This is a genomic window from Bacteroidota bacterium (assembly GCA_017303975.1).
GTDB lineage: Bacteria > Bacteroidota > Bacteroidia > JAFLBG01 > JAFLBG01 > JAFLBG01.
The window spans coordinates 114,104-126,665 of record JAFLBG010000001.1 but is presented as its reverse complement, the minus strand read 5'-3'; the positions used below and the strand labels follow the sequence as shown (position 1 = coordinate 126,665).

At 36.0% G+C, this 12,562-nt stretch carries 15 protein-coding genes; 1 reads left to right on the top strand and 14 read right to left on the bottom strand.

The features are described from left to right. Positions 1–18: 18 nt before the first annotated feature. From J0M08_00605 to J0M08_00540, 14 genes are all read right to left on the bottom strand, one after another. Complete coding sequence (locus J0M08_00605; protein ID MBN8701542.1) at positions 19–525, bottom strand: DUF2480 family protein; 507 nt, start codon at positions 523–525, stop codon at positions 19–21. 50 nt (positions 526–575) lie between these two features. Beyond that, positions 576–905, bottom strand: a complete 330-nt coding sequence (locus J0M08_00600) for a DUF59 domain-containing protein (GenBank protein ID MBN8701541.1) — start codon at positions 903–905, stop codon at positions 576–578. Positions 906–937: 32 nt separating this feature from the next. Next, a complete protein-coding gene (locus tag J0M08_00595) occupies positions 938–2,605 on the bottom strand; it encodes a WG repeat-containing protein (GenBank protein ID MBN8701540.1) in 1,668 nt (555 codons plus the stop codon). Further along, on the bottom strand, positions 2,595–3,026 hold the full coding sequence (locus J0M08_00590) for a SufE family protein (protein ID MBN8701539.1): 432 nt from the start codon (positions 3,024–3,026) through the stop codon (positions 2,595–2,597). The genes J0M08_00595 and J0M08_00590 overlap by 11 nt, the downstream gene beginning before the upstream one ends. Positions 3,027–3,052: 26 nt before the next feature. Continuing rightward, positions 3,053–3,421, bottom strand: a complete 369-nt coding sequence (locus J0M08_00585; protein MBN8701538.1) for a four helix bundle protein — start codon at positions 3,419–3,421, stop codon at positions 3,053–3,055. 71 nt (positions 3,422–3,492) lie between these two features. Then, a complete protein-coding gene (locus tag J0M08_00580; GenBank protein MBN8701537.1) occupies positions 3,493–4,710 on the bottom strand; it encodes a cysteine desulfurase in 1,218 nt (405 codons plus the stop codon). Positions 4,711–4,731: 21 nt separating this feature from the next. Then, a complete protein-coding gene (locus J0M08_00575; protein MBN8701536.1) occupies positions 4,732–5,166 on the bottom strand; it encodes a DUF559 domain-containing protein in 435 nt (144 codons plus the stop codon). Between the two features lie 5 nt (positions 5,167–5,171). Next, positions 5,172–5,585 carry a VOC family protein gene (locus J0M08_00570; GenBank protein MBN8701535.1) on the bottom strand — a complete coding sequence of 138 codons (414 nt, stop codon included), beginning with the start codon at positions 5,583–5,585 and terminating at the stop codon, positions 5,172–5,174. Between the two features lie 110 nt (positions 5,586–5,695). Then, a complete protein-coding gene (gene sufD, locus J0M08_00565) occupies positions 5,696–7,015 on the bottom strand; it encodes a Fe-S cluster assembly protein SufD (protein MBN8701534.1) in 1,320 nt (439 codons plus the stop codon). 183 nt (positions 7,016–7,198) lie between these two features. Further along, positions 7,199–7,945, bottom strand: a complete 747-nt coding sequence (sufC, locus tag J0M08_00560; protein MBN8701533.1) for a Fe-S cluster assembly ATPase SufC — start codon at positions 7,943–7,945, stop codon at positions 7,199–7,201. 25 nt (positions 7,946–7,970) lie between these two features. Continuing rightward, positions 7,971–8,393: a four helix bundle protein gene (locus J0M08_00555; protein MBN8701532.1), complete on the bottom strand. Its 423-nt coding sequence runs from the start codon at positions 8,391–8,393 to the stop codon at positions 7,971–7,973. Between the two features lie 47 nt (positions 8,394–8,440). After that, complete coding sequence (gene sufB / locus J0M08_00550; GenBank protein MBN8701531.1) at positions 8,441–9,892, bottom strand: Fe-S cluster assembly protein SufB; 1,452 nt, start codon at positions 9,890–9,892, stop codon at positions 8,441–8,443. A 61-nt stretch (positions 9,893–9,953) separates the two neighbouring features. After that, positions 9,954–10,349 (bottom strand): four helix bundle protein, encoded by a 396-nt coding sequence (locus J0M08_00545; GenBank protein MBN8701530.1) that lies wholly within the window; start codon positions 10,347–10,349, stop codon positions 9,954–9,956. 42 nt (positions 10,350–10,391) lie between these two features. Further along, entirely contained in the window at positions 10,392–10,718 is a 327-nt protein-coding gene (locus J0M08_00540) for an iron-sulfur cluster assembly accessory protein (GenBank protein MBN8701529.1), read from the bottom strand. Between the two features lie 144 nt (positions 10,719–10,862). Between J0M08_00540 and J0M08_00535 the strand changes: the two genes are divergently transcribed. Further along, positions 10,863–12,557 (top strand): SBBP repeat-containing protein, encoded by a 1,695-nt coding sequence (locus J0M08_00535; protein ID MBN8701528.1) that lies wholly within the window; start codon positions 10,863–10,865, stop codon positions 12,555–12,557. Positions 12,558–12,562: the final 5 nt, after the last annotated feature.

Genomic DNA, 12,562 nt, shown 5'->3' with positions numbered 1-12,562 from the left:
CTTATACTTATTTGTAAACTAAGCTTTCTTTTTATACAAAGGAACCGTAGAACATGCTTCGCCATACATGATACTTTTGGCAACAGGTTTAAGTATGCGCGTAATTTCCACAAAGGCATTTGTTGGAACGGGTAAATTGCTGCAACCTTTTATGATTATGCGTTTATCAACATAGTCATCAACATTGATTTTTTGAAGCGATTCATTTAGTAAAATGGAATTTAACACTTCTTCTGTACCAAAGACAATTTTTTTTGCATACGGCTCAAGCGCTACTGTTAATAGCATATACGCCCATGTTGGGATAACCGCATCAACAGAACAATACACAGCAACATATTTATCTTGGTATTTGCTCCAATTTTCTTGTTCAATAAACACACGAAAATCTTTTTCCTTCAAAATCAAACCTTGAAATAAATTGTCTTTAATATCGAGTAAAATGCGCTCTCCTTTTGGAAAATATTCTTCCAAATTCAACTCCACCAATCCGCTTTGTGCTACTTTATTGATTATTTCATCCATCTTGTTTTTCTTACTACTAATTACTTTGTTCTAGCTACTGTACCCACAAACTACATAAACCCCAGCTCCAACTGAGCTACATCACTCATCATACTTTTTTCCCATGGTGGCTCAAAAGTCAAATTAATTTTAGCCGATTTTATTCCTGGAATATCTCTTAATTTTTGCTCTACCTCAGGGGGCAAAGTTTCTGCAACTGGGCAAGACGGAGATGTTAGTGTCATTTGTACACTAAGTTCTGCATCATCGTTCAAATTTATTTCATAGATGAGTCCTAATTCCCATATATCTACTGGTATTTCAGGATCATAACAGCTTTTAATTACATCAATTACCTTTTGAGTAAGCTCTGTATTGTTTGTTACTATTATTGCAGGCATAATTCTTATCTATTTATTTTTAGAGCCTATGGCTATACATTTTCTATTTTCGTTCCCTCTTGATTAAACGAAAAGGTTGTTCCATTTTTTTCAAGAGTTAAGATTCCTCTCTTCAGAAGTACCGCTTTATCATCAAACTCAAGTGGCAAAATTAATTTTCCCGACTCGTTCATAATACCTAGTTTCCCTTCTTTAACTAGTTCAAATAACCACAAATCCCCTTCTGTTATTGGGTTTACCGCATCGTATTCTATCGGAATTATTGTTTTTCCGGTTTTATCAAAAACCCCGACCTTTTCGTCTTTTAAAACCCGTAGTAAAAACGGATGTGTTTTCTCTTCCAGCGTTTCACCCGTTTCAGTTGCGAAAGTTTTTCGTTCGTGCTCATTATCCAATGTGCCTATGCGATCATAAATAATAGGGATAATATCTTTTTTAGTAAAGAGATCTATGCATCCTACTTTATCATCTTTCATTACTCCCACCAAATTAGTAATAGATAACGGGCTAATGAATTCGTATTCCAATGGAACAACGATTTCTCCTTTGTTATTTATAACACCATTGGTCTTGTTGTTTACGAAGCCTTTTTTCGTAGAGGCAATAAAAAATTTATCATCTTCAAAAGCTTGTAGTTTCCCATATTTACATGGAATTACTTCGTCTCCATTCGCATTAACCCTGCCGATCTTATCTTTGACCCTAACTAATGCGGTTCCATTTCTGAAGGAACCAGCACTATCATAAATAGTTGGTGTTATTTCTTTTCCTGAAACCGCTAAATGCCCCCATTTGCCATCTTTTTTAACGGAAAATATTCCTTCTGAGATTAGCACAGGTTCCCCATCATAAGGATCTACTTGAAATTCATCATAAATTAATTCTATAATAAGTTTCCCCGAAGGATCTATACCACCAAATTTTTCATCCTTCTGAACCACAGAAAAATCACTAAAATTATTATATGCGTCATCATATATTAATGGAGCTATTTCCTTTCCGGTTTTATCAATAATACCCCATGCGTCATTTTTCATTGCAGGAAATACACCAAGCCCTCTTGATTCCTTTATCGAGTCATAAACAAATGGAACTACCACCTCGTTGTGCATATTTATTATTCCCCACTTCCCGTTTTTACTAACACTTATCACATCCTCATCAATTTGAATTGTATAATCATCATAATCATATTCAACAGGCACCGTTTCAACTCCTTTATAATTGATAAAACCAAACTTGTCACCTTTTGTAACCTGGTAATACCCATCAACAGGGTATGAAATAGTGTTTGTTGCGTAATCGTATTTACCATTATTGGGTATTGAGTTAATGGAGTCATAAATCATAGGAACAATTTGCTTCACTCCTTTGTCAATTAATCCAAACTTTTCATCCTTTTTAACTATGTATAAATCCCCATAGAAATAATTAATCTGATCATATATTATGGGAATTATTTCCTTTCCGGTTTTATCAATAAATCCAAATTTACCATCAATGGAAATAACAATAAGTCCATCTCTCTTCATGCCGTTAATAAACTCTTCATTCAGCTTGCTTACACTACCTACATAGGTATATTTAGTAGGTGGTAAAATTAGTTCGCCTTCTTTATCTATAATTCCTAGTTTATTGTTTTTTAAAACAAGCGCTATATCTTCATAGAAATCACTTACAAAATCATAATTATTCTTCATTTTCATTTTGTTTTAGGATTATTGCATCCAGTTTCATTTGTTTTATCATACTAACCAAACCATTGGCTCGTGTAGGTGAGAGGTGCTCTTTCAATCCAATTTTATCTATAAAGTCTAACTTTGCATTTATAATATTTTCAGAAGTTTGGTTTGACAACACACGAATCAAAAGTGCTACAATACCCTTAGTTATGATAGCGTCACTGTCTGCGGTGAACACAATAGTATCATTTTTCAATTCTGAATGAAGCCAAACACGACTTTGACAGCCTTTTATAAGCCTATCTTCTGTTTTGTACTTTTCGTTAATTAACGGAAGAGACTTCCCTAAATCGATAAGGTGCTCGTACTTACTTTCCCAGTCATTATCAAATAAGGAAAACTCGTCTATAATTTCTTTTTCTATGGCGCTTATTGTCATTTATAGTCTGTTAGTTAAAAAGTCCGCTAGTCTGTTAGTCGTAAATATTTTCTGAATGATTGTATTAACTTTCCAGTTTCATCAACGAGAATAACAACTGAATTAAATTCCATTTCAGTTATAAATCCAACATCCAGTGCTGCATAAAGTTGTGACTTTAATTCGGCACACGATCCCATCGCAATGCTCAAAAATCTTGCAAACTCTTTATCTCCGGTTCTTTCAAATCCTTCTGCAATATTCGACATCACAGAAATTGAACATCTTCTCATTTGGTCGCGTAATCCATAATCCTTTGCAATCGCAGAGTTGGTTGTAAGCAAATAAATCCGCTTATTTAATTCCCTCGCCTTTTGCCAAGCTACAATATCTTCAAATTTTTGTATCGTTGCCATAATTCATTTACTGTAAGCTTTCTGACTAATTGACTAACAGACTATCGGACTAGTCAATCACCCACCTTTTATTACCCAACTAACATCCTAATCGTCTTTTTTAATCCCTCCAAAAATACATCTATTTCCTCAATGGTATTATAACAAGCAAAGGAAGCGCGCACGGTACCTTGAATTTTATATTTTTCCATCAAGGGTTGTGTGCAGTGGTGTCCCGTACGAACAGCAATACCCATTTTATCTAACAGTGTTCCAACATCGAATGGATGTGCTCCTTCCACAATGAAGGATAGCACACCAGCTTTTTCAGTCGCTGTCCCAATAATTTTTATTTTTTCCAGTTGCGTTATTTGTTCTGTTGCATAACGCAGCAACTTTTCTTCATGATGCTGAATGGTTTCAATACCAATTTCATTCATAAAATCTATAGCTGCACTAAGTCCTATGGCACCGGCAATATTGGGAGTACCAGCTTCGTATTTTAAAGGTCCATCTATATATTCTGTTTTGGTAAACGAAACCGTTTTTATAACACCACCACCAATCTGATAAGTGGGCAATTGAGCCAACCACTTTTCTTTTATATACAATGCACCAATTCCCGTAGGTGCGTACATCTTGTGTCCACTAAAGCAATAGAAATCGGCATCAAGCTCTTTTACATTTACTTTTAGGTGTGGCACAGCCTGTGCACCATCTATAAGAACAAATATATTTTTGGAATGAGCTAATTCTATTATTTTTTTTATTGGATTAATTGTCCCCAATGTGTTTGATACATGGGTAATTGCAATCAACTTGGCTTTTAGGGAGAGTAATTTTTCAAATTCATTGAGCATCAATTCTCCAGAGTTGTTGATTGGTGCAACAATTAATTTTGCCCCTTTTTCTTCACATAATTTTTGCCAAGGCAAAATATTACTGTGATGCTCCATTTCTGTAATTACAATTTCATCTCCTGCTGAAATAAATTTTTTTCCGAAGGTTTCCGCAACTAAATTTATTGATTCTGTGGTACCACGCGTAAATACTATTTCGTTAGTTGAGGCACCAATAAAGTCAGCTACTTTTTTTCGTGCTTGCTCATAAGCATCTGTAGCTTTTTGACTCAACGTATGAACACCTCTGTGAATATTTGCGTTGGTGTGTGTATAGTAATTTACAATAGCATCAATAACTTGTTTTGGTTTTTGAACAGTGGCGGCATTGTCCAAATAAACCAATGGTTTGCCATTTACCTTCTCTGAAAGTATTGGGAATTGGTCGCTTATGTTAGTTATGTTGTACAACTCTTTAGTATTAATTTAATTTTACACCTCCCTTAGTCCCTCCTCAAGGAGGGAAGTGCGTAGGTTCACCTCTTGAGAGGGGCTAGGGGTGTGTTCTCTCACCCAATGCTCTATTTTTCTAATAACGTTATCAATCTGTTCAAAAATTTCTGTATCCGTAAATCTAAGAATAGTAATGTTTAGACTTTCAAGATACTTCTGCTTTTCAATATCTTTTTTTTGTACATCTTCTAGTGTATGTGAATAGCCATCCACCTCAATAGCCAACATTAATTCTTTACAAAAGAAATCACAAATATAATTACCAATAGGCTTTTGTCGGTGAAAGTCATACCCTAGTAATTTATCGCCTTTTAAATAGTTCCATAGCTTAATCTCAGACTTTGTGCTATTGTTGCGCAACCTACGAGCGAGTTCTTTTAGTTTTGGGTTATATGTAATAAATTTATGTTTCATATTATTTACACCTCCCTGGCCCTCCTCAAGGAGGGAATTAATGAATCTTCATAAAGTTTTCTTCCTTTAAAAAAATGCAAAGGAATACCCTGTGGATCTATCAAGGAAAAAAAGCGAACACCATTATCATAAGAATTAAGGTGCGTAGGAATAGTTGCGTTTTTGCTTTTTAATTTATTAATGTAGGTTTCAATATCATCGCACTCAAAAGCAATATGATCGGGCATTTTTTTGTTAATGCTGTTGCTTTCAATAAATAATTCGATAGACATATTACCACCAGGAGTTTTAATAAAAGCTTGCTTTTTGTTGTGATTCTCATCGGTTCCAATAAAAATGAAGCCAAGAAAATCGCAATAGAAAGAAATGGATTCTTCTATATTAGTTACAGGAATAGCTATGTGCCAGATGTCAAACATTATCCAATTTGTTGTTTATATAATTGCACTCTTGTGGTACACCTCCATAATTCCTCCTCAAGTAGGGAAGTGTGCGTAGGTTCCCCTCTTGAGAGGGGCTAGGGGTGTGTTTATACATAAAGTTGCTTTTCTATAATTTCTTTAATAGTCATTTGCAACTCTTCGTTTTTTATAGTTTCAATCACATCATTTGCAAAAGCATGTAATAAGAGCCTTCTGGCGGATTCTTCGCCAACTCCCCGTGCACGTAAGTAAAACAGGGCATCCGTGTCAATCTTGCCTGTTGATGAACCGTGCGAACACTTTACATCATCGGCATAAATTTCTAATTGTGGTTTTGCATTGATTGTAGCATCGTCACTCAACAAAATATTTTTGCTTGATTGATATGCATTTGTTTTTTGTGCATCCTTGCGAACAAATATTTTTCCATTGAATATTCCGGTCGACTTATCACTTAAAATTCCTTTGTACAACTGATTGCTTTGGCAATGCGGTTGCTGGTGGTCAACCAAGGTGTGATTATCAACGTGCTGATGGTTGTTTATTAAAAACAAACCGTTTAAATGTGCTTCACAATTGGTACCATTTAAAACAATGTTATGATTATTGCGTAACCAAGAAGTATTGATGGTAATTGTATTAGTATCTACGGTAGAATTTTTCTCTTGATTTATTTGTGTGTTAAATACTGCAGCTTTTTTAGTATCATCCGACTTAGATCCCAGCTGCAAGCGATAATAATTTATTTTAGAATTTTCTGCTGCTTGCATTTCCACCAAACTATTATAAACAAAGCCAACGCTACTACCTTTAATTATAGTAGTTTCAATAATTGTGGTTTGAGAGTTTTCTTCAAATACAAATAAATGATGCGGTTGAATTAAACAGTTTTCTTGGGAGGTAACGTAATTGATAATGTGAATTGGCTCTTCTACTATTGCGTTCTTTTCCAGATGAATAAATATACCATCTTCAAAAGCTGCATTGTTTAAGGCAATGAAAGGGTCTTGGTTTTTGGAAGAAAGTTGACCGAGATATGTATCTGCGATTTTATTGTTTTCTAACATCGCTTGTTTTAGGGATTGGATTTTAATAGTACTCCCAGACACTTCGACAGGCTCAGTGTGACTAGACGCCACAATAATTCCATTAATTGCAAAAACTTCGACTCCTCGTAGCTTAGGATAATTAAGGGTTTTGAATATGTCTGCATTAGGCGAATTTCCTTTTGAACTAAAGTTTAACTCTTTGAAGAATTTTTCTACCGGAGAATATTTATATTCTTCACTTTTTTTGTTAGGCAACCCTTGGTTTAACAAGCTATCAAGCGCTTGGGTTCGAAATGATTGATTGGCGTGTGTTGCAGCGGTACTTTCAAGATAGCTTAAAAGTGCTGTTGGTATGTTTGTTTTTATGGTTGTGTTCATTATAAATTAATTCTTTGTTCAAAGTTCTTTGTTGTTAGTAATTCAACTTCATGTCACAATTTGTGATATTAAGTTGTTAATCTATTAAACATTTAAAACCGCACAATTTCCCCTACACACCCCTCTATATCTCCTCCGCCAGAGGCGGACAAGCTCTCAAGGGGAGAATTTGACTTTCTAACTTTAAACTAACTCCTTCACCCAATCGTATCCGTTTTTCTCCAGCTCTAGCGCTAATTCTTTTCCACCTGATTTTACAATTTTTCCTTGATACATTACATGCACAAAGTCAGGAACTATATAATCTAGTAAACGTTGGTAGTGCGTAATAACAATAAACGATCTGTCTTTGTTGCGTAATTTATTTACACCGCTGGCTACAATACGCAAAGCGTCAATGTCAAGTCCGGAGTCAGTTTCATCAAGTATAGCTAAGCTTGGCTCCAGCATGGCCATTTGAAAAATTTCGTTTCGTTTTTTCTCTCCCCCGCTAAAACCTTCGTTAACACTGCGGTTTGCCAGCGTGCCTTGTAACTCCACCATGGCTTGCTTTTCCTTTACCAATTTTAAAAAGTCTTTTGCTTCCATTGCTTCCATGCCTTTGTACGCACGAATTTCGTTAATGGCCGTCTTTAAAAAATTGATATTGCTTACACCAGGAATCTCTATTGGATATTGAAATGCAAGAAACACGCCTTCTCTTGCTCTATCTTCAGGAGATAACTCCAATAAGTTCTTGTTTTTAAAAGTTACTTCTCCATCGGTAACGGTATAATCTTCGCGTCCTGCAAGCACACTAGCCAATGTACTTTTTCCCGATCCATTAGGACCCATGATTGCATGAACTTCTCCAGGTTTAACATTTAATGAAAATCCTTTTAGAATTTCTTTGTCTTCGATTCCTGCGTGTAGGTTTTTTATAGTCAACATAGTTTAAAGTTTAAAGTTGGAAAGTTTAAAGTTGATTCGTACCATACAATTCAGCACTTTCTTTAAATTTATTCCCTTTTATTTCGGTTGTTTGTAAATAACTCATTAATCCGGAAAGCATTTTGCTAACCTCAAGAACAATAGAGATTAGGGTATTAAATTCTTGTTCAGAAATATATTCTAAATCAAAGGAAACATAAAGCTGCGCTCTTAATTCTGCCGCAGAAGCCTTTGCTATTGATAAAAACTGGTTGAATTCTTTAGTACCATTTCTTTCATAACCCTCAGCAATATTAGATACGATAGAAATACTTGAACGTCTTATTTGATCGCGTAATCCAAAATCTTTTGAAAAAGCACCCGTATTAGATACTTTATATATTTCTTTGTTCAGCTGTCGTGCTTTTTGCCAAACTTTTAAATCCTCAAATCGTTCTATTGTTGCCATTAATATTATTTGATTTCAAACTTTCCAACTTTAAACTTTATAACTTTTTATCCCACAGACCCTTCTAGTGAAACCGCTAATAATTTCTGTGCTTCCACCGCAAATTCCATAGGCAACTGATTAAAAACTTCTTTGCAATAGCCGTTTACAATAAGTCCTATGGCTTTCTCTGTGTCAATTCCACGTTGTTTGCAATAAAACAATTGATCTTCTCCAATTTTTGAAGTAGTAGCTTCGTGCTCTACTATGCCTGATTTATCTTTTATTTCAATGTACGGAAATGTGTGTGCTCCGCATTTGTCGCCCATTAGCAAGGAATCACATTGAGAAAAATTTCGTGCATTGGTGGCACCTTTTGCTACACGCACTAATCCTCTATAACTATTATTACTAAAGCCTGCGGAAATTCCTTTTGATATAATGGTGCTGCGAGTGTTTTTTCCTAAGTGAATCATCTTGGTGCCTGTATCTGCTTGCTGGTAGTTGTTTGTAACAGCCACCGAATAAAACTCACCAACCGAATTATTTCCTTTTAAAATTACACTTGGGTATTTCCAAGTAATGGCAGAGCCGGTTTCAACTTGTGTCCAAGAAATTTTAGAATTATCTCCTAAACAAATTCCACGCTTGGTTACAAAATTGTAAATACCACCCTTGCCCTCTTTGTCGCCCGGGTACCAGTTTTGAACGGTGCTGTATTTTACTTCTCCATTTTTATGAGCTACAATTTCTACCACCGCAGCGTGCAACTGATTTTCATCGCGCATAGGAGCAGTGCAGCCTTCCAAGTAGCTAACGTAAGCACCTTCATCGGCAACTAACAACGTCCTTTCAAATTGGCCGGTACCGGCTGAGTTAATTCTAAAGTAAGTTGATAGTTCCATTGGGCAACGAACTCCTTTTGGTATATAACAAAACGAGCCATCGCTAAAAACAGCAGAGTTTAATGCTGCATAATAATTATCTGTATAAGGCACTACAGTGCCCATGTATTGTTTAATCAATTCCGGGTGCTCGTGCACAGCCTCACTGAAGGAGCAGAAAATAATTCCTTTCTCTGCTAACGTTTCTTTAAATGTAGTTTTTACCGAAACACTATCAATTACTGCATCTACAGCAATTTTAGATTCTACACCAGAAATACGTTTTTGTTCTTCGAGCGATATACCAAGCTTTTCGAAGGTTTTTAAAAGTTCCGGATCAACTTCGTCTAGACTGTTTAATTTTTTTTGTGGCTTAGGTGCCGCGTAATATATAATGTTTTGAAAATCTATTTTAGGATAATTCAAATGTGGCCAATACCGTGGCTCTTCTAATGTAAGCCAATGTTTGTAGGCTTTTAACCTATATTCCAATAACCACTCCGGTTCGTTTTTTTTCTTGGAAATAAATCGCACAATATCCTCACTCAAGCCTTTTGGGGCATTGTCCATTTCTATATCTGTGCTCCAGCCGTATTTATAATCGGAGGAGATGTGTTCTTCTATAGTTGTGTTCATCAGTTTTTTTGTTTACTAGTATTCAAGTTTGCCAGTTTGTTAGTATTTCAGTTTACGAGTACTATGAATACTTAAATTTTATTCCCTTAAAATCACTATCCTTTAAACTAGAAATTAAACCATTTATAATTTTTCTCACTTCTGTTATTTGGGGTAAAATATTTTTGTATTCGTTTTCTGAAAAATAGTTGAGTTCAAAAGCAATTTCAATTTGAGTTTTTAACTCGCCTAAAGACCCCAACGAAATATATAAGAATTGTAAAAACTCTCTGTTCCCTTTGCGTTCAAAACCCTCTGCAATATTAGATACAACAGAAATAGAAGATCGCCTCACTTGATCTCGCAATCCAAAGTCTTTAGAAAAAATCCCAACATTTGTAAGAGTATATACACCCAGTGCCAATTTTTTAGCTTTTTGCCAAGCTATTAAATCTTCAAACCTATCTATTGTTGCCATTTTTTACTAAAAACTGGTGAACTAACGAACTAAAAAACTATTTTATACTGCAAACGATTCCCCACACCCACAAGTTCTCGATGCATTAGGATTATTAAATACAAATCCTTTTCCGTTTAGTCCACCCGAAAAATCAAGCTCTGTTCCAACCAAGTATAAAAAGCTTTTTTTGTCCACCACTATTTTTATTCCCTTATCTTCAAACTGTTGATCCCCCTCTTTTAGTTCGGTGTCAAATTCAAGCTTATAACTCAATCCGGAGCAGCCTCCACCCTCTACACCAACACGAATAAAAGCACCTTCGGGCTTATTGTCTTGCTTCATTAAATGAAGTGCCTGTTGCTTGGCATTATCTGATACTGTTATCATAAAATCCCTATTTAGATTAATTCTAAATACAAAAATACCTAAAAATAGGTATTCCACCAAAAAATCTAGGTTATTAACAACTTAGCAGATTGTATTGTTTTGTATTGCACAAAAAATCCGCAAAATGAGTAACTTAAGGAGAATATGATAAAAGCCAGAAGTTCCTTATTCTTTCTACTTATAAGTCTTTCCGCTGTTATATCTGCACAACAATTAAACTGGGCAAAAGCTTTTAGTGGAACAATGGATGAAGAACCCAGAGCCATTGCAACAGATAAGTGGGGGAATATTTACACCACAGGGCTTTTCTATGGCACCGTTGATTTTGACCCAAATCTTTCCTCCTTAGCAAATAAAGCATCGCAGGGCGGTACAGATATTTTTATCAGCAAATTAGACTCTGTAGGAAATTTTAAATGGATAAAAAGCATCGGTGGTTCTGATTATGAGATGGGGAGCGCACTAGCGGTTGACACCTTAGGAAATATCTATGTTACCGGTTACTTTAGTGGCACTGTTGATTTTAATCCAAATGCCGGAACAGCAAGCCTTTCGTCCGTTTCGGGGTCGAATGATATTTTTGTGTTGAAACTCGATTCTGCAGGAAACTTTGGCTGGGTAAAACATCTGGCAGGAACTTCTTCTGAATATGGAACTGCCATTGCCCTCGACAAATCGATGAATATATTGGTAGCGGGGCATTTTACAGGTACTGTAGATTTTGATCCGAGCACATCAAATAAAAATATTTCTGCTGTAAACAAAGACGCTTTTGTGTGTAAACTAGACAACATGGGGAATTTTAGTTGGGCAATTAGCTTAACCGGAAGTAATGACGAAGAGGCCACATCCATTGCTACTACTAGCGTAAACGAAGTTATTGTTGCAGGAGGTTTTAAAGGCACGGTAGATTTTGACCCTAGCACATCCTCAAACTATATAACAGCAAGCGGGGGTTCGGATGCCTTTGTCTGCAAGCTTTCTCCAACGGGAAGCACTGTTTGGGTTAAAACAATTTCGGGTAGTGGCGATGAACGAATAAACGGTATTGCTATTGATAAAGACGAGAATATATATTCAACAGGCTATTTCAACGGAGGCGCAGCCGACTTTGATTCGGGGTTGGGTAGCGCTAATTTGGTTTCATCGGGCAACGATGCGTTTGTATGTAAAATGGGTTATGTTGGAAATTATATTTGGGCGAAACAGGTAGCTGGGGGCGGAAACAGTATTGCTTGGGCTATTGCGGTTGATGATAATGCAGGAGTTTTTACAACGGGATATTTTGAAAACACAAATGATTTTGACCCGGGCTCAGGATCACACACACTAAGCTCTACAGCTTTTTCATTTGATGGGTATGTTCAAAAGCTCGACTCGGCAGGTAATTTCACCTGGGTAGCTCCCGTTACCGGTTCTGGCGACCAAATGGGCTTGGCTATTGCTGTTAGCTACGACCGTAAAATTTATAGTACAGGCTACTTTTTCCAAACAGCTAATTTCAACCCTTCCGGCAGCCCTGTAGCAATTACAGCCAAAGCATTTGCGGATGTGTATGTTTACAAAATTTCGGAGAATCCGCTAGGTGTTTACAATACAAACAAATCACAACATCCATTTATTGTTTATCCCAACCCCGCCAGCACTGTTTTGCAAGTAAACTGGGAAGTAGAACAACAAACAATTAGAAAATATACACTAACAGATGTAACAGGGAAAATAGTTTTAAATAACGAAGTGGTATCTGCTACACGTATTGATGTATCTTCACTTAGTAGCGGTTTGTATTTTTTATATTTAAATGATTACACCACACCTATTAAGTTTTATAAAGAGTAAAAAAA